The following is a 20,726-nucleotide window of genomic DNA, read 5'->3' on the forward strand; positions in this document are numbered from 1 at the left end:
CCTAACTGGCTGCCTAATTTCTTTTGCGACATTCCGATCATTGTTCTTTTAAAGCGAATTTTTCTGCCTATCGAAATGTCGTTAAAGTGTGGATTTTTAGCTTTCACTTCAAGCTCCCCTGCCGGTTGCGAGCGCCCTCGCATTGGTATTCCGGGAGTTGAAAGAGCTGAAACTTGACTCAGCCTTTTGCTTTTAGTGCTAGAGAGCACCTGGACATAACAAAAGCTCCCGGAAATCCGGGATATCCATAAAGCTGGATAAATACGTGTCTCAAGTTTAGGGTCTTTCATTCCCTGTTGATCGCTGCGTAGACGACCAAAACATTCTCTTACCAATAAAGTAATTTCATGAAATTAGCAATAAAATTTAAAAACAGTCTCTATTTGTTTGTTTTATGAGCCCCACCCGCCTCTCAAACTTTTATGCCCGCTCGTAAAAACTCCAAAACCATGAAATAAAACCCACGTTTATTGAGAGGACTAATAACCCTTTATTTTTGAGATCAAGCCTCCCAAAAGCACACCTAACAACATATCACCCCCTCCCAAAGCCATTTTTGAGAGACATCTTACAGATTTACACTGTGATACGTTGGATTTTTGCGCCACAACGAGCCAATTTTTCTTCTAATCTCTCAAATCCACGATCAAGATGATAAACACGATTGACGATTGTTTCCCCCTTTGCTGCCAATGTAACAAGAGTAAGAGGGCTGCAATCACAAGAGAAACAACAAGCACGCAAATCCGTCGCCATGATGAGGCCCCCCTTGCAAATTCTCTGTTCCACGAGACGGTTGCCCTCTCGCCCATCAAGCTTTATCTGTGCCCTCAAGCGATTGAGTTCTTGAACATGCATAAAACGATTTTCGAAAACCGTCTCTGTAATTTCACGCGCTTCCCTCAACCCCGCGTCATGAGCGCCATGAACGAAACTTAGACAATAATCACGAGCCTCCTCAAGAGTGAGAGAAGCAAAACTTTACACGAAAGAAAAACCATTCCGAAAAGAAAACAGCAGCCACAAAAGCCATACCCTTGAAAAATGGAGATTTGAAAGAACTATTGAGAAAATCATCAAGAATGTACGGCTCCAAAATTCCACAAGCAAGAGAGTAAACCATTAAAAATGCACCAGCCAAGCCCAGCGCCCCAAGCCCAGCCCCTCCCAACAAGCAAACATTGTGTTAAAACGCCCCCAAGCAATCGCCCCCCTCAACCACAGCGCAAAGCATTCAGCATATCTTTAACAGGTTTACACTTTGAAAGCTTTACACTGTGATACGTTGGATTTTTGCGCCACAACGAGCCAATTTTTCTTCTAATCTCTCAAATCCACGATCAAGATGATAAACACGATTGACGATTGTTTCTCCCTTTGCTGCCAATGCTGCAATCACAAGAGAAACAGAAGCACGCAAATCCGTCGCCATGACAGGAGCCCCTTGCAAATTCTCTGTTCCATAGACAGTTGCCGTCTGCCCATCAAGCTTTATCTGTGCCCCTAAGCGATTGAGTTCTTGAACATGCATAAAACGATTTTCGAAAACCGTCTCTGTAATATGCGCGATTCCTTCAGCCCGTGTCATGAGCGCCATGAATTGCGCTTGGAGATCAGTTGGAAAAGCAGGATAAGGTCCTGTTTTAATATCAACGGGCATAATTTTGGTGTTCTTTGGATTTCGCTTAATATGAATTCCTTGAGGTTCTATTTGAATCTCGAGTCCTGTTTTTTGGAGCACCTTAAGCACTTTTGTGAGATGATTAGGATTTGCATTTTTAAGAAAGACATCTCCTCCCGTCATAGCAACAGCCATTGCATATGTTCCCGCTTCGATTCGATCAGCAATAACGCGTACTCTAGCACCGTTGAGTTTTTTAACCCCTTCAATTGTAAGCGTTGTTGTTCCTTCACCGGTTATTTGAGCCCCCATAGCATTCAGGGTTCGAATAAGATTTGTCACTTCTGGCTCACAAGCCGCATTCTCAAGAGTGGTTGTTCCCTTTGCCATTGTCGCCGCCATCAGCAGCACATGGGTTCCACCAACAGTGACTTTAGGGAAACGATAGTGAGCACCTTTTAACCCCTTTAGCGCTTTTGCATGAACATATCCATTTTCGATAGTAATCTGTGCGCCTAAAGTTTTAAGTCCCTCAAGGATAAAATCGACAGGTCTTGTTCCAATAGCGCATCCTCCAGGAAGCGAAACATAAGCCTCTGCGCATCGTGCAAGCAGAGGTCCAATAACCCAAAAGCTTGCACGCATTTTTTTCACCAGTTCGTATGGTGCCCGTGTTGTGGCTATTTTTTGCGCCGTAAAATGAATTGTTCTTGAATTCACACATTCATCGTTAAACTCTTGTCCATCAACGGCATATCCAACACCATGATTATTGAGAATACGAATAAGCAATTCAACATCGGCCAGATGCGGAATATTTTCTAAAGTGAGCGTTTCTTCTGTCAGCAGCGCCGCAATCATAAGAGGCAATGCAGCATTTTTTGCCCCAGAAATAGGAATTGTTCCTTGAAGTTTTTCTCCCCCAACAATTTGAATAGAATCCATCGTGTTTTCCCTCTTTTCCTTTGTGCCTGCCCTTCCAAAGGATTGTCCCCCTTCGGGAAGTTATGCTTTATTAATCGTTTTAGAACGCATTCTAACTATGAGAACAAATTATTGAGAAGTTTGGTTGCAAAAATTTACTAAAAAACATTTTTTTGCATTTTAGAGCTCTGGTTGTGCTCTTTTTCGGCTTTGCTCTTTTCGACGTTTCAGGTTTTGACGCAATTGTTGTGCCAATCTTTCTTGACGTCGTTTTGCTTTTTCATCTTGATGATTAATTTCATTTTGTTTTTGTTTTTGATGCATTTGTGTCATTGCGCAACCTTTTAAACAGTGTTGAGCTTCTATCCAAGCAACTCATAACCTTAAATATTTAAGCATATAAGAAACATATGTCATGACATAAGATACGTTTTCTTGCAAGAATATACAAATGTTCTCTTGCCTATTTTCTGACAATATGGCACAAGACAGCGCAAAGATTGAAAAGGGCTGCGGTAGCTCAGTGGTAGAGCACTCCCTTGGTAAGGGAGAGGTCGAGAGTTCAATCCTCTCTCGCAGCACCATTTTATTCTTCTTTTGCCTCTCTCTTCTTGCCCTTATAAGTCTTCCCTATAAGCCTAAATCTTTTCCCCAACCTTCATCGGCTTCATCAAATCCTCCATCCTTTAAACCATGCGCTTCAATAGCCTCAAAATCAGTAGCCTCAAAATCAATGGCTTCAAAATCAAGAGCCTCAATGACACGCTTAATCTCTAAAATGCTTTGCGAACGGCTTTTGAAATTGACCGCCCCCCAAAGAATATCCCCCCACCCCTTGCCTCCCCTCTCTTTCATTTCTGTAAGATTGTCCCCCTTTACTCCTTCTCTTTGCCAAGCCTCACTGTTGCAACAACTCTTAGCACTTGAGACGGTATAGGCATTTTTATTTTTTCAATATTTTATTTCTTGAATATTTTTCCCCACAAGCTCACCCTGTTTGTAATATGCAAACAAACGATTTTACTTGATTCAATATAAGAGCGTTTGAATAAGAGAACTAAAAACATCTCACACTATTTCGGGCTCTCATTGAAATTCAAATTGAATCTCAATAATGAATTATTATAAACTCATTGTTTAAACATATCCCATTGATACCTTTATCCGCCCCAAAACGAATAATCTTATCTTTCCAGCCTCTCTATCCACCTCAAGCAACACAAGTATTCCCTGTAAAAATTAGAATAAGCTTCATCGATCCTATTCGTCATTTACAACAGATCTAACAGAGCCATTTCCAGAACCTCCTCTCAACGCCTTTCCCATTCTCCCCACCCCTTACCAAAAGCAAAAACCAAACAGTGATAAAATCCCCTCAATAAAGCTTTCACTAAGCACCCCACGCTCCCATATGGCAAACATCTCATATGACAGGCATCCCCATATACTAGACATCCCATATGGCAGAAAATTGAGAGCCTGCCTTTTCAAAGAAGATCCCTCATTACCAATTTTATACACTATGGTTTTCCACGTGCTCTAAGCCTCCCTCTTTCAACACGCATCTTTTTTATACGAATACTTTGATTGATACGGATAGCGTTATTCGTCTTGCATAAGAGCCCCAAGAGCGAAAAGCTCTCTCCCTCTGTTCTATTGAAATCAATCACCCCTCTTCGCTTACAGTTCACAAGCAGAAAGATCCGTATGGCGAGAAACTTTCCAAGAAAAGCATATCTCTTCGTAAAAAGCCTCCCAGTAAACGAGATTATGAATCGTCTCAAGAGCTACAGCCCATGCCGCAATTTTGGCAACGGCCCCCCAATAGTACCAACTTACTTTTTCATAAAGTAAGATAGGGTGCGCAATGTTTATAATCTACAGGGTTTTATAACCTCTGGGGTTTATAATCTACGGGGCTTGACCGTTATACCCCTCACGATATTATTCACAGGCGCCAGTATGAAATTTATGAACGCCGGCATAAAATGGCTGTGAAATGAGCTTAGAGCGAGATATCTTTATTAAAACAAGTGCGTGAATGTACAACAACAAGTATATTTCATTTGGAGTATTTTGGATATTCCCTACTCTCCCCACCCTAGGACAACCATTTTGGCTACAGATCCCCTTATATTTTCTGCATATTTTCTGCTGTCATATCTCCTCCAATAAGCTAAAACCCCACATATGCGGGGTTTTAGCCAGTACCACACCTTTATTTAGACACATTATGATCATTATAACCATTTTTATTAAATACGTTTTTACGTATATTTTCAACACAAAAATAACACATATTGATTTATTTAACAGAAATGACTTATAAAAGCTCATCAGAAACAAACGACAATAAATACCCTCTGTTTAAACACTTTATTTTCTTCGCTATAGCAATAAGCACTGTTTTATTCACGCATCATACAACGAGTGGATGTACAACAGATGGTCTTTTTGTTGGAAGTACTTCTCCGATCAATTGTATTTCCAAAGAATATATAAGACAGAAAATAAAAAAGAAGCTATTAGAAAAAGAACGCGAAAGAGAATGGTTAGAGCTTGAACAATTTTCTGTTAGCGCTTGTCCAGGTGGAAAATTTCCTGTTTATTATGGCGTTTCTATTATCGACTGTGTTTCAGAGGAAGAACTAAAACAAAATCGTCTTAATCAAAATCGTTTTAATAATGAAATTAATATAATGAACTTATTCCTGCAATGGTTTATCGTAGCATTCGTAATAACAACGATAATGTCTGTTCCCATAAGTTTACTTTGGCGTTTTAGATTTAAGGTTCCTGCCTGTTTATTTACAATAATGACAACCTTGGCTATTATTGCCGTCCCTTTTACATTTGATTTATCGTCTCTCTTTTAATCTATTTTTGTAAAAAATATTTCTAAAATATTAAAAACACTCTGCATTTTTAAGCGTTTTGAACTGTATCTCCTCTCATTTAGAGACAATAGCCCCAAGTACAGCCATGCCACTCAATACAATTTTCACCATATTTCTAACATAAAAATAACACATGTCGATACATTCAAAAGAGATCAATTAAACGATCTTATAAAATAAGAGCAATGCACAAAGTGGCTGTATTTAATGATAGTAAATGAAGACGATTATTATGGAATTCTTGGTGTAAGCTACGCATGCAACGATAAACAGATAAAATCTGCTTTTCGTAAATTAGCTCTGCAATACCACCCTGATCATAATTCTAGTACCGAAGCAGAACAAAAATTCAGAAAAATTTGTGAAGCCTATGAAGTTCTTAAAGATCCTCAAAAGAGAGCTGCTTACAATCAGTTCTATCATAAAACTTTTAAAGATAATGACAAGGCTTCTGAAATTAGTAGAAAGCAAGAGAACAGACGACAAGATAATACCGAGCATGTAATTGGTAGTATCATGAATGTAATTTTCATTATTTGTGGAATAATACCTATAATGTGTTATATAATTTCGTTTTTTACGTGGAATATACCACTAGGAATAATAAGTATAGGGTTATTAATTTTCATCAGTATAAAAGGATATTTGGTAAATATTGGTGCATTTATCTTCGGGATCATACTAATATCATTTATCAAAGTTATATGGAGAAGTATCTATTGATCAGTGCTTTTGAAGAGCTTTAAGATCAGCCCCACAGTGAATTCACAAGGTGTGGTCATTTTTGATTTTCTATAACAAGGTAGTGTAGAAAAACATAAAGATTATAATGTCTCTATCCGTTCTTTTCTTATTCTCCCCTTTCCTCCACCCCTCTATTTTTTCCACAACCTGCCCCCCAATCTTTTCCCCAACAAGCCCACTTGACTCCACACAGACTTTTTCTCATGCCCCTACATCCTTTTCCCATATCGGCTAAAAAACGCCCCTCAAACGACTCTTTCTTAATGAACAAAAGTACCACAAGGACCATTTCCTCTCCAATGAAAAAGCACTTGTCCGGCAACTTCGCCATCATGGGGGACTTTCATCGCGCCCCCAAATACGGCACAACACAAAAGCGGCCAGAAGCTCCCCGTTGTCCCAATACGTCTAAACAAGCTTTAATGACCTCCCCCGCCAAACACCTCCTTCCATTTTCCAGCATGCTTTACGTATCATTCCAAGCTCCCTACTTGCGTGCCGCAAAAACATAAAAACCGGCTCTTTTCCTCCTTGAACGTGCCTTTTTATAGGTTGGAACCTGTCTGTACTGCTGCTTCCCTTCCCCCTAAACCTCATTTTTGTTCTCCAGCATGCTTTCGTGTCACTCCAAATCACAGGATAACGACCTGCCCCCTTCATCCCCACCATTTCCTCCTCATCCCGCTCCAACATTTCTCTTCCCAAAGCCGCGTATCTCCCCCTTTTCCATATCGGCTAAGAAAATCCCCCAAGCCCCCGCAAAGCTCTCTCCCCCCAAGAACGAAAGCATAACGTACACCATTGTCACCACAATGAAAAAGCAACTCAGCCCTTTCATTGCGGCTCCCCCCCAACACTCACCACAAAAGCACCCAAAATCACAGCCTCCATACCTCTGAACACTTAGCCTTACTCCCATTCTCGTTTTCCCCTCCAGCATACCGCGCCGCCTTGCATGCGCTCCAAGCACCCTTTCTTCCCACATTTTCCCACCATGGCTTTCACATTCCTGTCCCCTAAAGTTCGCTATGCTCCCTGCTTCCCTGCGCCCCCTTATTTGGCACCCTCCTCCAACACAAAAACCAGCTCTTTTCCCTCTGCTCTTTCCTTTTTATAGAACTTTGCCTCTCCTCAACGCTACACAAGATCCCTTCCCACCCCGTCTCATTCTCGTTTTCCCCTCCAGCATACGCTTTGTCTTCATTCCAAGCACCCTTTCTTCCCCCTCCTTCAAAGCAATTTCTGTTCTTATATGAAAACCTGTCCCAACACTCTTAATTTGCTGTACCATCTTCTCCAAAGCCTCATTAAAACGGCTAATTTCATTTTCAAGCTTGCAAATATACGCTTCATCACGATAAGCCCGTTTAATCAAAGGAGGCATATCCGGCCAATAGAGCATTAAATCCACCCATTCGCGTTGAGAAATCCATAACCCTCCTTGACATTGTGCTTTATGTTCTGCTGGAAAGCCCTTTTGCATGAAATGAGGAATTAAAATTTCAGGTTTTTTTGTTTTAATTTCCAACAATCCATTTTTTCCAACAAAAGCATCGGGAGAAAATCCTTGTCCGCGATCATCAGCCAAAACAAAGCCAATACATTCAGGTTCTGTATGTGTCAGTTTCCCATAAAGCTGTCGCGCGCTTGGTTCTAATTCAGTCCCACGTCGCATAGAAAGTGTTGCCCCTTCATCAACGGTTTTTCCGGTAATTCTTTCTCCCGCCAATTTCATCATCACACTCTGATAGCGTGACGTTTTTTGCCCTTGTTTTGTTCGTGCCATAACCATCTCAAACAACGAAGCCGTAATCAAACCATTACGCGCTTGCTGCCATTCCTCTGTTCCTTGAATACAATCGATAATGATTGGCATAGTATTCTCCCCTTCATCTTTAAGGTGTTTTTTTGCAACATATTCTCTTTGAAACATTCATATCTTTTAAGATGCATTCCCCACTAAGAATGACAGCATCCTTAAATATTGTGCTGCTGAAATCACAAAAGCTTTTGGAAACGCCCCCTCAACTTCCCCCTCCCCACAAGTTTCTCATCCCCTCCTTTTCCATATCAGCTAAGCCCCTCCCAAGCGGCGCCCCCCCTAGACGAAAGCATAACGCGTGATATTTTCTCCCCGATAAAAAAACCTCTCGCCCATCATTGCCCCCCTAAGGCTCAATACAAAAACGGTCAGAACCGCGCCCCCATAGCTTCTTCCTCTTCTTCCCTCTCAAACACCTTCCCTCATTTCCCAACATGCTTTCACATTCATATCCAAGCTCTTTGCACTCCCTGCGCTCCAAGCCCTCTACTTTCCCCCTACACGGAACTTTTTTTAAAGATTGACATCTCCTCAACGCTATACGGCTGCCCCCTTTCCACACCTCATATCTCCCCTCCAGCATATGCCTTGCATACGCTTCAAGCTCTCCTCCCCCCACTCGTCCTCCCTCTTAACCAGCCAACCACCAACATTTTCCCCAACAAGCTTCCCCCCAACATCCCTCCTCCCCACAAGTTTCTCATCCCCTCCTTTTCCATATCAGCTAAGCCCCTCCCAAGCGGCGCACCCCCTAGACGAAAGCATAACGTGCACCATTATCACCGCAATGAAAAAGCACTTGGGCCCATCATTGCGGCGCTCTCCCCCAGCACTCAACACAAAAGCACCCCAAAGCCCCCCACGTGTCCCAATATGTCTAAACAAGCTTTAACGACCTCCCCCGTCAAACACCTCCTTCCATTTTCCAGCATGCTTTAGGTATCATTCCAAGCTCCCTACTTGCGTGCCGCAAAAATACAAAAACCGGCTCTTTCCCCTTGAACGTGCCTTTTTATAGGTTGGAACCTGTCTGTACTGCTGCTTCTCTTCCCCCTAAGCCTTCATTTTTGTTCTCCAGCATGCTTTCATATCACTCCAACCCCACTGGATAACCCGCTGCCCCTTCATTGCCTTATCCCCCAATGAACCAGCCGGCAACTTCCCCCCCCACACAAGCGTCCGCAATTCCCCATATATAGGGCTCTTTTCTTCATGCCCCCCCTTTCCATATCGGCTAAGAAAATCCCCGCAAAGCTCTCCCCCAAGCGGCTCCCCTAAGCTCCCCCCCCCAAGAACGAAAGCATAACGCACACCATTGTCACCGCAATGAAAAAGCACTTGGGCCCATCATTGCGGCTTCTTTTTTCAACCCTGCTACTGCACGACGGAAAAATCATGGCGGCAATATTCTTCCTCCAATTTTTTTGCCATAGACTGAGCCACCTCTTGCGATATAAAAAGTATAGCGTTGTGTTTTTGTGGTTCGAGTCTGATTAAATTTCGCGTGTTGCCAGCATAATAAAGTGGAAACCCTTGATACGAAGTCTTGAGATAACTTGGCATGTTTACCACCAATAATCTGTCAAGACATCACATGGGCGTAAACGATGCTGTTTTTCATAAGAGCCATAGAGATTATCTTCATAATCGCAAGCCGCTCTTTCATTTAAACAAGCATGATAAGCTTCACTATTCAAAATGAAGGGCTGCAATTGTGTATTTTCTTCATTCATTTCATGATTTTCGACATAAAAATCAGCGATTTGTTCCGTAACATCTTCAGCATGAGAAGTTGTCAGATCGAGTCGTAAAACTCTATAAACAGTTTCACATTCTTCAATCAGTTCGAGCACTTCTTCGATTTCGTCGATTGGTCCTTCATAAGTACAAGGATTTTCCTCTTCGCATAAAACGACAATGATTTCATCCTCTTTAACGAATGAAATATTTTTCATGATTTCCCCCTTTAGATAGTTGATAAAGCATAGCCTTGTCTTGACAAGACTAAATATAGCGTTAGTCTTATATCCTCTATAGGAGAGATGTCAACCATTTTATCCTTCATAAAAGATATATTTTAAATATCTACGGGGTTCAAATGACATATGTAAAGAAAAATCTATTATTCTTTGTTCCTCTCATGCCCCTTTGTTGTTCTCTATTTGTTCTTACAAAATTGCAATTATAAACACACAGGAGAGATAAAATGAGTGACATAATATTAATAAAACACTGGAGTCGCCTTGACTCAAAAGCACAGAAGGAAGTTATTTTGAAGCTTCGCCAATTGGTCGCCGCAAAAGAGTCAAAATCGCCTGTCTCTCTTGCGGAGAGAGTTTCGAAATAAGCTCTATAAATTCTTTATCTTCAGGGCTAGCCCCTTTCCCGTAAAGAATATAATTCATACTGATATTAATTTCGTGACAAATTCGCGAGAGAGATTCGATTGTTGGTTCTTTTCCTTCAGAAAGAATAGAATGAAGGTACCCCGCGCCTTTACCGGCAGCGAGGGAGATAGATCTTTTTGACCGCCCACTTTTTTCCAAAGCGATTCTTAATCTTTGACGCCAACCATCGATATTCATAATTTCACCATATAGCGCGTCTTTTTAAAAAAACACGTCCTTTTTATAAAACGGGCTTGCATTATCCTCTAAAAAGGATAAAATTAAGGAAACAAATTTTACTTTTTAGGGGGAATTTTTTTTATTTTTAGATCATAAAAACACTTTAACCACCCTACCGGATATAAAAGACCACCTCCAAAGCTTCTGCCCAAAAGCAAGTACGTTGAGAATGTGTGGTATTCTTTATTTTTTCCATCACCGCAATCTTAAACCGTAAGTTTGCATGCGCTTCAAGCACAGCCAATCATTTATAAGCATCGTAAAGAAGCCTCTAGTCATCATCGAACAGAGCCAAAAACAACACAAGTTAAATCCTTATTTGAGCTTTTATCATCAATAAAAATGTATAAAAAAGAAGAAAGTAGATTGCAGTATGAAATACGCTAATCAACAAGAAACTCCTCATTATGAATCGTCTAGGCTTCCATATGTTTGTTGGTATCAAAATGACTTTCTAGGAGGTGTACGTGGGATGCGCGCACACGAAATTGGAATCTATACGATTCTTCTCAATGAAATGTATGCCCGTGGCCGACCTTTAGAAATATCGAAAGAACGTTTAGCGCGTCTTTGTGGTTGTGACAAGCGAACTTTTGTTAATGTTTTAGAGATGCTCATCCAAGAGGGTAAGATTTTAAATTTAGCCAATGGATTATGGAACAAGCGTTGCGAAAATGTTTTTCAAGAGCGTGAAAAATTGCTTGAACAAAAATCCTTTGCGGGTCGTTCTTCGGCAAAAAAACGCAAGAAAATCAATGCAGAGATGCAACAACTGCTTAACGAAAGTCCAAAAGATGTTGCACAAAACTCAAAAGCTCAAAAGGCAGAAGAAAAGGAAACACCTTACGGTGTTTTAGAAAAGAAAATTTTGTTTGATGAGACAGAACCTTGTTTTTCCTGCGAAGAGAACTTTGAACAAAGCGATCATCCATCACCCTTATCGGCTCTTGATTCACCTCTCCCTTTGCCTGCCCAAGCAGAAGCGGAGCAAAAAAACGCCTCCCCTTTAAACGCTCCCCAAGCCGAGTTCACTCCCGCCCCTATCGCGCAAATTGTCACGGGGGAAAAAACAAAATCTGCCACCACTCTTCCTCCCAGCAATCTTCCTACCTCCGTCCCTCCTTCTTCCAACAAAAAAACCACAACCTCAGTTACCAAAGGGCATCGTCTTCCTGAGCATTGGCAAGCAGACATCAAGGCGGCAGTTTCAGAAGGTTTGAGTGAAAGCCAAGCCCATTGGCAAGAAAAGAAGTTTCGCGACTATTGGCAAGCCAAAGGCGGCAAAGAAGCTCTCAAAGTAGACTGGCAAGCCACATGGCGCAACTGGTTTCGCCGTGAGATCGAACGGCAAGAACAGCAAAAACAAAGGAGCTCCTCATCTTTTACCTCTGAGAACAATGACACGCTTTACCGCAGTTTGATCAACTATAACGACAATTTTTGACATCACACAAACAACGTATTTTTCAAGCAAGCGCGGGGACAAAAATGCTTCAAAACCACAACAGCATCGGACAAAACAAAAGGCGGCAAAACAACATTTGGATAGGCGATTCACACAGCAAAACGCGTCAACATCGACCATTTTGCTCTCATCACAAAAGCGTTTTCCCCACGCAAAAGACCCCCACAGGCACCCCAACATACACACCCCAACATGCACCCCAATACACCAGGACTCCAGCATGCACCACCCCCTCAGGCATATCCACCCCGCCCTTCTTTCACCCCCTTCCTCCTTTCCACCTTCCTCCTTTTCCCAAGGCGCCACTTCCCATGCTCTTGGCAAACAGACATCAACAGAGCAGCTTCAAAAAACTTCAATGAAAAGCAAACTCTTTGGCACTCCCCCTCCACACAGGCACCCCAACTCATGCCCCACCCCCCCAACAGGACACTCCAACATGCACCACACCCTCACAGACATATCCACCCCGCCCTTCTTTCACCCCCTTCCTCCTTTCCGCTTTCCTCCTTTTTCTCAAGGCGCCACTTCCCATGCTCTTGGCAAACAAACATTAACACAGCCATTTCAGAAGGCTTGAGTGAGAGCCAAGCCCATTGGCAAGCCAAGAAGTTTCGCGACCATTGGCAAGAAAAGAGCGGCAAAGAAGCTCTCAAGTAAACTGGCAAGCCCCATAGCACCACGAGACTTTACGATCAGATCAAACGGTGAGAACAGCAAAAACAGAGTCCTCACTTCTCACATCTTGAGAAAAACGAAAATAATATCACGAATGACCATGAGCACAATTTTTGAAATCAAACAAAAACTTATCTCACAAGCAGATAGAATAGCAGAAATGCTTCTTCCCCAAGGGCACAAACGAGGCAACAATTGGATTGTAGGCAACACACGTGGTGAAGCTGGTCAAAGTTTATCGATTTGCTTGAGTGGTAGTAAAGCAGGACTTTGGTATGATTTTGCAGAAAGCACTGGAGGAGATCTTTTAGACCTTTGGTGTGAAGTCAAAGGCATTAGCCTTTCTCAAGCCTTAGAAGAAGCACGCGCGACTCTCAATCTGACACGCCCCAAACCCTTTATGGCGCCCCATCGTTCCTATCGCCGTCCACCGGTTCCTACAGGGCAGAGCCCGCAGAATCTTGTAAAAACCTATCTCCACGAAGAACGCCGCATTCCTCTAGAAATTATAAAGCGTTACCGCATAGGAGAAAATGGCAAAAAAATCATTTTCCCCTTTTATAAACCCGACGGCACCCTTGCTTTAGTCAAAGAACGGCTTGCGCAAACGGGAGCAAAAACCAAACCAACAGCCTCCCAATGTGAACCGATTTTATTTGGTTGGCAAGCCCTTTACCCCACAAACCACGCCTCCACGCACACATCCCAGCAGGCGACCCAGCACACACCTCAGCAAGCATTCCAACACACCCCCCAGCAGGTACCCTCAACCAACCTCACCTCTACAAAGGCGCCCCAAAACACCGCCTCAACCAACCCCGCCTCTACACAGGCATCCCAAAACACCGCCTCAACCAACCCCGCCTCTACACAGGCACACCAAAACACCCCCTCAACAAACCCCGCCCCACACGTGCCCCAAAACACCCCCTCAACAAACCCCGCCTCCACACAGGCGCCCCAAAACACCGCCTCAACTAACCTCACCTCCACACAGGCATCCCCGCACACACCCCAGCAGGCACCCACGCACGCACCTCAGCAAGCATTCCAACACACACCTCAGCAGGTACCCTCAACCAACCCCGCCTCTACACAGGCATCCCAAAACACCACCTCAACCAACCACCCCTCCACGCAGGTGCCCCAGCAGGCACCCCAACACACACCTCAGCAGGTACCCTCAACCAACCACGCCTCCACACAGGCGCCATTTCCCATTCTTTCTTCAACAAACCGTACCATTGTTATCACTGAAGGAGAAATTGATGCGCTATCCTTAGCCGCCTATGGATATCCGGCGGTTTCTGTTCCCTTTGGAGGAGGCAGTGGAGGAAAACACAACTGGATTGAAAATGAATTTGATCATTTAGAATCTTTTGAAACGATTTTTTTAGCCACCGATATGGATCCGCCCGGAGAAGAAGCAGCCCGTGAGATTGCCAGCAGGCTTGGACGCCACCGTTGCTACCGTGTCCGTTTACCTCGCAAAGATGCCAATGACTGTTTAACCGCAGGGATCGATAAAGCCACCATAAAAGCCGCCTTTTCCTCAGCACAAAGCTTTGCCCCAGAAGGTTTACGGCGCGCCTCAGACTATAAAGATCAAGTGATTGGGCTTTTTTGGCCAGAGCCTGAAAAACATCTTGGTTATACGGTTCCCTATCCTAAACTGAAGGACAAATTGCATTTCCGCCCAGCAGAATTAACGCTCTGGAGCGGTGCGAGTGGTGCAGGTAAAAGCCAATTATTATCAGACTGTATTCCCCATTGGATTGCACAAAAGAGTCGCCTTTGCTTAGCGTCTCTAGAAATGAAAGGAGAACAATCGCTTCGCCGTTTAACCAAACAAACGGGCGGCTTAGAACAGCCTACAAAAGAAACGATTGAACGGATTCTTCATTTTTTAGACGATGGGCTTATTCTTTATGAGCATGTTGGCAAATCAAGCGTTGACACCTTGCTTGAAGTCTTTGACTATTGTCGTGCGCGCTATGGCTGCGATCAATTTATCATCGACAGTTTGATGCGGCTTGGCATTGCCTCTGATGATTATGCAAGACAAGAACAAGCCGTTTATAAAATGGTTGATTGGGCTGTTTTAAACAATGTGCACATCCACCTTGTCGCCCATGCCCGCAAAGGTGGTCTGGATAAAGATATCCCCAGCACAGAAGACATTAAAGGCGCCTCAGAAATTGGTGCCAATGCCTTTAACATCATCACCATTTGGCGCAATCGGTCGTTGGAAGATAAAATCTTTGCCGCCTCTCTAGCACAAGAAAAAGCAGATTTAGCAAAACGCCCAGGCGTTATTATGAATATTGCCAAACAACGTTCTGGTGATTTTGAAGGCAAAATAGGGCTTTGGTTTGATCCCCAAACCTACCGCTATCGCTGTTCTTTTGAACAATCATTCCCTCGACGTTATCTGTAATACCCCATAAACCCCACTCTCTTTAAAAACGCCTCCGCTTTCAAACGCGCACGCCTTGCTCCCACAGAAACAACAGGAAGGATCAATCCACAAATGATGAAAAACACCCAATCCTTCGCGAACCAAAGCCTGCTCAACCCTAGATTCTCTGCTCCCAAACGCAAACAAAAAAAGATCGCTCCAACAACGGCGCAAAACACCACCCCCTTCAATAACCACAAACAACGCGTCACCACCCCATCTCGCCGCCCCCTCATATGCAAAATTAAGAACCACTCCAACAGTGCAGCAAACACGATCCCTATCAAGGACAGAAGTCCCCATGGTATGTCCATACTCTCCATCCCCTCAAGAACTAAAAAAAGGACGACTCCTAAAATGCAATAAAACAGCACTTCCTTCAAAAAGAGGGAAACACCACAAATACAATAAAACGCCGCCCGCCACCAAGGAATATCGAAGCGATTGGAAAGCTTATAAGTACCAATAACGACAACAATAAAAAGGTAGGAAAACACCAACAACAGCAAAAAAAACAAATCGTTCGACATCACATACCCCTCACAGCAAGCCCATTAAAGATCACACCCATAAGACAAAAAAACACACCCTACTTTAAGAACCAAGCCCCTAAAACACGTGCACGCCTTACACCCTGATAAATCAAAGGAAAAAGAAATCCAACAATAAAGGAAAACATCCCATCATTCGAGAACCAAAGCCAGCTCAACCCTAGATTCTCTGCTCCCAGACGGGTAAAAAAAAGGATTAGTGCCAAAATGCAGCAAAACAGCACAAAATTCAAAGCACGCAACAACCTCTGTAACACCGTATCACCTTGCTCGCGTATAAAGAACCCCAAGAGCACTTTCAACAATAAAGACAAGAGCAAAACCTTTAAGAATACCGCCCTTATGCTATCCATATCTCTGATGCCCACAGCAGCAAACCACAGGATAAAGCCCATCATGCAACAAAACATAACCGCCTTTAAGAACACTTGCCAAGCAACAGGCATACTCTTGACGCCCAGATACACCAAACCAAGGACAGTTGCAAAAATGCAAGAAAACACCGCCCCCTTTAAGAGCAGCTCCCCGTCAACAGCGCGCCTGCCCACGCCCACATAAACAAAACCAAGGTAGGTGGCAACAACGCCATAAAGCACCACCCATCTCCAAAACATCCACCCTGTAACAGAGCGACGCTTTGCTCCCTTATAAATAAAAATCAAGGCAAGAGCAAAAAAGCAGAAAAACCAAGGCAACAGCCAAAACATCACATCGTTCGACATCAAATACCCCTCACAGAAAGAACATCAAAGATCACGCCCGTGGGAAAGAAAAATGCTCATTCTTTTTAAGCACCACCCCAACAGTACACGCACACACCGTACCCCCTCCAAAACAAAAAAAGGAACGAATCCAACACTGCTCACAAACACCCCATTGTTCAAGAACCAATGCGTGCTCCAGCCCATATGCTTTACTCCCACATGTGCCAACCCAACGACAGTGCCAATAATACAAGAAAACACCACCCACTTGAAGCACCACACCCCACGCGATATCCATTTACCCCGCACCCTCATAAGCAAAACCAAGGACAGCGCCAGCAATGCAACAAACACCGCTCCTATCACTAAAAATTCCCATGATATATCAAAACGCTTCGCTCCCTTATAAGCAAAGCCAAGAACCACTACAGCAATGGTGCAAAACACCACCCCCTTCAAAAACACGCCCCACGATACAGTTCTACTGTTTGCTCCCACAACAATAAAACAAAGGACAGCTCCAGCAATACAAGAAAGCTCCACCCCCTGCCAAAACACCTCCCACGTAATAGCCGGTCGCCCCGCATCTTCATAAGCAAAACCAAGGACCATGCCAACAACGCAGCAAAACGCCAGCCCCTTTAAAAATATGTCCCGCGCAACCACCATACGCCCCGCTCCTTCATAAGCAAAAATCAGAGACCATGCCAAAAATGCAGCAAAAGATCAATCCTTTTCAAAGAATGAAAGCCTAAACCCAAGACGCCTTGCCCCTCTATAAATAAGAGCAAGGACAAAGCCCAAAAGGACATAAAACACCCACTTGTTTGAAAACCACACCTGAGCCAAACCCAAATGCTCAGCTTGCTTATAAATAAAATCAGAGACAGCAGCCAAAATGAAGCTCAACAACACCATCTTGAGGAACAAACCCTTCGTTACACCACGCCGCTGCATTACTTCATAACCCAACATAAGGAAAATACCGGGAATGCCATAAAACGCCATAGCTCGTAAAAATACGCCCCACGTCATCCCAAGAGCCTTCATTTCCACATAAACAGCCACAGAGACATAGGCTACAATACAGCTAAACACCAATCCCTTCAAAGACAAAAGCCCGCGCAACATCATGCCATTCCCCCATCAAGTCATTCAAGGAAAATCCACCATGCGACAAAACACCCCTCTTTTCAAGAACCAAATCCATGGGGCTCCCACACACAAGCGCAACAGTCCAAGTCACCCCAAGAGCGCATACCCACACGGCACACTCCAACACATGTCTTCCTCTCATCCCCCTCTTTTGCCTAGAGCAAGCAACATTTTTTAAAAACGAGAAGCAAAATTAAAATTTTTAAGGAGATGCTATGACCCATAAGCAGAAAAAAAATATGCAAACCTGCCCGCTTGATCATCAAAATCAAGAAAAGCACATTGGTCATTTAAAGACGCAAGAAATCCCTGTTGAAACGCGTAATCCTTATTTTAAACCCAATCATCGAGAAAGTTCCAGCAACCCGCGCACCATCAATGCCATTGCCAATGCACAAAGCCATCCCATTGCACTTTTATATGCGAAAGGACATCTCAGCAAAGCCCAATATAAAGCGGCAGAACGTTTTTATTTTTACTGGCGTCAAAGCCAAGCCGATCTCCACATGAGCCTTGACTACACCCGTGAAAAGGTTTCCTGTAGCCAAGGGTACACACACCCTATTGAACGTCAAATAGAAGCCTCCAATCATTTAAGAACAATCAAAGTTCAACTGGGGATTCTTGGCTATTCACTGCTTGAACGCGTTATCGGCCATGGACAAGCGATAAAAGAATTAAGTTCTTCAAAACGCAAACAAAACTCTCTTGCCGATCATTTACGAGATTGTTTAGACTTGCTCGCATTTCATTGGGGATATGCAAACCATAAACATTTTGAATAATCCCCCTCCTCGCCATTTTAAGCGGCCTCCCATGTTGCCCCCGCCCCCTCTAAAGAAACCTCCCCCACACGGGCTCAAGCATCCAGCAGCTCTCGCCTCCATTTTCATTACCTTGCCCCCACCCAAAAGGACAATACTTCCCCCCCCACACATACTTAAGATACACCCCACACTCTTAAAAACAAAAAGCCTTCTCCCATATCAGTCCTATAATCATGAGGGGCTCTTAATTCGTTTTTGATTGAAGAATATTATCAAGATGCTTGCATGTATCATAATATTTTTAAATATAGTTTAATTAATATCGAGTCTTAAAACAAATATTCAATTGAAAAAAGTATTAAGTTTTAATGCAAAATGACAAAATTTTTTGTAAAAAGTATTTTTTATATTGCTATTTTTTCAATTCTCTGCTAATTATAATATGGTAGGTTCTTTAAGTATGATTTTTTTGTATTTAGTACGGCCTTTTAAATTTATTCTTTTTTGACACGTCCTGCGAGTCAATGTTAAAATTCTCCTGCTTTTTGGTCCTCTAATTGCGACGGAGGACTTTTTTTTTATAACTGTACTTTTTTATGACTGTATTGTCTTAAATCACTTCCTTATGAGCTTTGTGATAATTCCTCCATAAGGTCTACCCGCAAAATAGATCATTCTTTTGTCAAATTGACTTGCGTTTCATTCTCAAAGAACAAAGATTCTTAACTCAATCTGATTTACAAACAGCTTGGATACACTTCCCTCTTGGCTTCCATTCACTCTTGGCTTCTATTCAGGTTTTTCCGCTAAACTCAAGGCGCAACAGAAGCTTGCTCTGTCTTAAAGATTCACCACGCCCTTAAAAAAACACTTAAAACATATCCAAGGAAGCTTGCTTCATATCACCAAACCTCAAATGACCGTGTTTTACGACATAACAGAATGACTTAACTACTGGATAACTTTCTTTATCGCCCCCCAACAGGTTGATGTATCACGACAACATATTGATTTATAATCATCATATCCCGTTATCCATATAAAATTAAGAGACGCAGATATCATAGGGATTCTCTCATTTTAAATTTATTTCATGTTGCATCAATCAACACCTTGTCTTTTCCACATTACAAACATGAGAGACATATGAAATAACGCACTTCAAAGATTTCAAAGATAAAGAATCAAAATGCCTCTTATGAACACGCTCAAGAGCCAAAGGCTGTCATCATATGAGGCGCGAATAGTATGATAATGTGCTGGCTTTTCCTTATGAGATTTTAAAGAAGGACTTATCCACTTCACAAGAGATTTCTCCATTATCAGATTTACCAATATCTCCAATCACCAATATAATTGTGATGATAAGATCACATAATGTTTTTAAACAAGTAGGTAAATGTGCAACACAAATATATTCTATTTAGAACATTCTGTTTTATGTGAGTCGCGTAAACTCCCATTAAAAACAAAATCCCCCATTAAAAACAAAATCCCCCATTAAAAACAAAATCCCTATGAGAAAAAATCTAAAGCGTGAAGATAAAAACATGAGACAAGTGTGATTCCATTCAGATATTGCTCTTTAACCGTCAAACCGAATAAAAATAGATCCGGAAAGTATGTTAATCTTCTTACCTTAAGAGATAAACTAAGAATATAGACAACATCTCTCCTAACATTCCCCTTTTTCTAGCATCGCTTAAGAATCAAAAGTTATACAGCTTATTTTGTCATATTATAAAGCACTGTTTTTTAAGGCGGTATTGAAGCAGTTAAAACAATTGAAGTGTTTAGCCAACGCCATCGCCATTAGCAAAGCTAAAAAAACAAACTGTTGAAAAGCCGTGCATATCTTGTGTAAACACAAAAAAAACAAGAAAAAGGCACAAAAATATCTCAATTTTTATAAAAATACATCAGCGTCTTTTACGATTGTATTGACGAACAACCCTTATCACATAATCATCTTAAATATTGAGAATAAAGAATGAATAGCCCTCGCAAATACAGCAACCTATCAATAAAAATATAAAAACAAATCTTTTTGTTATCTCTGTTTCTTATGGAATATGCCTTTCCCTATGGATGCACTTTAGCCTCCAAAGAGTGCATTCAATCCATGGAAAGGATGCACTCCGCGCCTTCAATAGAGTGCATCCTTCCCCTCAACGGAAACTGCCGAACCCTCATAAGGCAGTATCCAATCTATAAGAGGATGCACTCCACCTTCAATAGAGTGCATCCTTCCCCTCAACGGAAACTGCCAAACCCTCATAAGGCAGTATCCAATCCATAAGAGGATGCACTCCG

At 42.5% G+C, this 20,726-nt stretch carries 23 protein-coding genes, 1 tRNA gene and 2 pseudogenes; 6 read left to right on the forward strand and 20 right to left on the reverse strand.

Features of this window, described 5'->3' with window-relative positions; genetic code table 11:
- The 4 genes and pseudogenes from ACFINH_RS01710 to ACFINH_RS01725 all read right to left on the reverse strand — a co-directional run.
- Positions 1 to 209: pseudogene (locus ACFINH_RS01710) on the reverse strand (transcriptional regulator); the annotation flags it as partial.
- 367 nt (positions 210 to 576) lie between these two features.
- Complete coding sequence (locus tag ACFINH_RS01715; RefSeq protein WP_375631872.1) at positions 577 to 906, reverse strand: hypothetical protein; 330 nt, start codon at positions 904 to 906, stop codon at positions 577 to 579.
- Positions 907 to 1,270: 364 nt separating this feature from the next.
- Positions 1,271 to 2,566 (reverse strand): UDP-N-acetylglucosamine 1-carboxyvinyltransferase, encoded by a 1,296-nt coding sequence (gene murA / locus ACFINH_RS01720; RefSeq protein WP_375613603.1) that lies wholly within the window; start codon positions 2,564 to 2,566, stop codon positions 1,271 to 1,273.
- Between the two features lie 159 nt (positions 2,567 to 2,725).
- Positions 2,726 to 2,878: a hypothetical protein gene (locus ACFINH_RS01725; protein ID WP_375607050.1), complete on the reverse strand. Its 153-nt coding sequence runs from the start codon at positions 2,876 to 2,878 to the stop codon at positions 2,726 to 2,728.
- 176 nt (positions 2,879 to 3,054) lie between these two features.
- On the opposite strand from ACFINH_RS01725, the gene ACFINH_RS01730 reads away from it, so the two are divergent.
- Positions 3,055 to 3,129: transfer RNA gene (locus ACFINH_RS01730), tRNA-Thr, on the forward strand.
- Positions 3,130 to 3,175: 46 nt separating this feature from the next.
- Here ACFINH_RS01730 and ACFINH_RS01735 read toward each other — a convergent pair.
- On the reverse strand, positions 3,176 to 3,400 hold the full coding sequence (locus tag ACFINH_RS01735) for a hypothetical protein (protein ID WP_375631874.1): 225 nt from the start codon (positions 3,398 to 3,400) through the stop codon (positions 3,176 to 3,178).
- A gap of 1,463 nt (positions 3,401 to 4,863) precedes the next feature.
- On the opposite strand from ACFINH_RS01735, the gene ACFINH_RS01740 reads away from it, so the two are divergent.
- Both ACFINH_RS01740 and ACFINH_RS01745 read left to right on the forward strand, forming a co-directional pair.
- Positions 4,864 to 5,421, forward strand: coding sequence for a hypothetical protein (locus ACFINH_RS01740; protein WP_375631876.1), 558 nt, complete (start codon positions 4,864 to 4,866; stop codon positions 5,419 to 5,421).
- 228 nt (positions 5,422 to 5,649) lie between these two features.
- Positions 5,650 to 5,889, forward strand: a pseudogene (locus ACFINH_RS01745) (DnaJ domain-containing protein); the annotation flags it as partial.
- A 403-nt stretch (positions 5,890 to 6,292) separates the two neighbouring features.
- On the opposite strand, the gene ACFINH_RS01750 reads toward ACFINH_RS01745, so the two are convergent.
- From ACFINH_RS01750 to ACFINH_RS01785, 8 genes are all read right to left on the reverse strand, one after another.
- Positions 6,293 to 6,520 carry a hypothetical protein gene (locus tag ACFINH_RS01750; protein ID WP_375631878.1) on the reverse strand — a complete coding sequence of 76 codons (228 nt, stop codon included), beginning with the start codon at positions 6,518 to 6,520 and terminating at the stop codon, positions 6,293 to 6,295.
- Positions 6,521 to 6,594: 74 nt separating this feature from the next.
- Entirely contained in the window at positions 6,595 to 6,879 is a 285-nt protein-coding gene (locus tag ACFINH_RS01755; RefSeq protein WP_375631880.1) for a hypothetical protein, read from the reverse strand.
- On the reverse strand, positions 6,863 to 7,171 hold the full coding sequence (locus ACFINH_RS01760; RefSeq protein WP_375631882.1) for a hypothetical protein: 309 nt from the start codon (positions 7,169 to 7,171) through the stop codon (positions 6,863 to 6,865). Before ACFINH_RS01760 ends, ACFINH_RS01755 begins: the two co-directional genes overlap by 17 nt.
- Before the next feature lie 126 nt (positions 7,172 to 7,297).
- On the reverse strand, positions 7,298 to 8,062 hold the full coding sequence (locus ACFINH_RS01765) for a lambda exonuclease family protein (RefSeq protein WP_375613609.1): 765 nt from the start codon (positions 8,060 to 8,062) through the stop codon (positions 7,298 to 7,300).
- A 999-nt stretch (positions 8,063 to 9,061) separates the two neighbouring features.
- On the reverse strand, positions 9,062 to 9,346 hold the full coding sequence (locus ACFINH_RS01770; protein WP_375631884.1) for a hypothetical protein: 285 nt from the start codon (positions 9,344 to 9,346) through the stop codon (positions 9,062 to 9,064).
- A 36-nt stretch (positions 9,347 to 9,382) separates the two neighbouring features.
- Entirely contained in the window at positions 9,383 to 9,571 is a 189-nt protein-coding gene (locus ACFINH_RS01775) for a hypothetical protein (protein ID WP_375631886.1), read from the reverse strand.
- A 2-nt stretch (positions 9,572 to 9,573) separates the two neighbouring features.
- Entirely contained in the window at positions 9,574 to 9,963 is a 390-nt protein-coding gene (locus ACFINH_RS01780; protein WP_375631888.1) for a hypothetical protein, read from the reverse strand.
- Positions 9,964 to 10,275: 312 nt separating this feature from the next.
- A complete protein-coding gene (locus ACFINH_RS01785; RefSeq protein WP_375631890.1) occupies positions 10,276 to 10,593 on the reverse strand; it encodes an XRE family transcriptional regulator in 318 nt (105 codons plus the stop codon).
- 415 nt (positions 10,594 to 11,008) lie between these two features.
- On the opposite strand from ACFINH_RS01785, the gene ACFINH_RS01790 reads away from it, so the two are divergent.
- Entirely contained in the window at positions 11,009 to 12,079 is a 1,071-nt protein-coding gene (locus tag ACFINH_RS01790) for a DUF1376 domain-containing protein (RefSeq protein ID WP_375631892.1), read from the forward strand.
- Between the two features lie 254 nt (positions 12,080 to 12,333).
- Here ACFINH_RS01790 and ACFINH_RS01795 read toward each other — a convergent pair whose 3' ends face one another.
- Both ACFINH_RS01795 and ACFINH_RS01800 read right to left on the reverse strand, forming a co-directional pair.
- Entirely contained in the window at positions 12,334 to 12,510 is a 177-nt protein-coding gene (locus ACFINH_RS01795) for a hypothetical protein (RefSeq protein WP_375631894.1), read from the reverse strand.
- A gap of 42 nt (positions 12,511 to 12,552) precedes the next feature.
- The gene (locus tag ACFINH_RS01800; protein WP_375631896.1) at positions 12,553 to 12,768 is read right to left on the reverse strand and encodes a hypothetical protein; all 216 of its coding nucleotides are present in this window, start codon (positions 12,766 to 12,768) and stop codon (positions 12,553 to 12,555) included.
- 110 nt (positions 12,769 to 12,878) lie between these two features.
- Here ACFINH_RS01800 and ACFINH_RS01805 point away from each other — a divergent pair, with 110 nt between their 5' ends.
- Positions 12,879 to 15,215: a toprim domain-containing protein gene (locus ACFINH_RS01805; RefSeq protein ID WP_404977859.1), complete on the forward strand. Its 2,337-nt coding sequence runs from the start codon at positions 12,879 to 12,881 to the stop codon at positions 15,213 to 15,215.
- On the opposite strand, the gene ACFINH_RS01810 is transcribed toward ACFINH_RS01805, so the two are convergent.
- The 5 genes from ACFINH_RS01810 to ACFINH_RS01830 are packed head-to-tail and all read right to left on the reverse strand — an operon-like array spanning position 15,206 to position 17,773.
- Positions 15,206 to 15,766, reverse strand: coding sequence for a hypothetical protein (locus ACFINH_RS01810; protein ID WP_375631898.1), 561 nt, complete (start codon positions 15,764 to 15,766; stop codon positions 15,206 to 15,208). The genes ACFINH_RS01805 and ACFINH_RS01810 overlap by 10 nt on opposite strands.
- A gap of 59 nt (positions 15,767 to 15,825) precedes the next feature.
- Entirely contained in the window at positions 15,826 to 16,509 is a 684-nt protein-coding gene (locus ACFINH_RS01815; protein WP_375631900.1) for a hypothetical protein, read from the reverse strand.
- A gap of 24 nt (positions 16,510 to 16,533) precedes the next feature.
- Positions 16,534 to 17,202, reverse strand: coding sequence for a hypothetical protein (locus ACFINH_RS01820; RefSeq protein ID WP_375631902.1), 669 nt, complete (start codon positions 17,200 to 17,202; stop codon positions 16,534 to 16,536).
- A gap of 15 nt (positions 17,203 to 17,217) precedes the next feature.
- Positions 17,218 to 17,625 carry a hypothetical protein gene (locus ACFINH_RS01825; protein WP_375631904.1) on the reverse strand — a complete coding sequence of 136 codons (408 nt, stop codon included), beginning with the start codon at positions 17,623 to 17,625 and terminating at the stop codon, positions 17,218 to 17,220.
- Positions 17,582 to 17,773, reverse strand: coding sequence for a hypothetical protein (locus tag ACFINH_RS01830; protein ID WP_375631906.1), 192 nt, complete (start codon positions 17,771 to 17,773; stop codon positions 17,582 to 17,584). Before ACFINH_RS01830 ends, ACFINH_RS01825 begins: the two co-directional genes overlap by 44 nt.
- A gap of 88 nt (positions 17,774 to 17,861) precedes the next feature.
- Here ACFINH_RS01830 and ACFINH_RS01835 point away from each other — a divergent pair, with 88 nt between their 5' ends.
- Positions 17,862 to 18,431, forward strand: a complete 570-nt coding sequence (locus ACFINH_RS01835; RefSeq protein ID WP_375621509.1) for a hypothetical protein — start codon at positions 17,862 to 17,864, stop codon at positions 18,429 to 18,431.
- Positions 18,432 to 20,726: the final 2,295 nt, after the last annotated feature.

The organism is Bartonella sp. AA74HLJMH, from assembly GCF_042197045.1.
In the GTDB taxonomy this organism is placed as follows: Bacteria; Pseudomonadota; Alphaproteobacteria; order Rhizobiales; family Rhizobiaceae; genus Bartonella.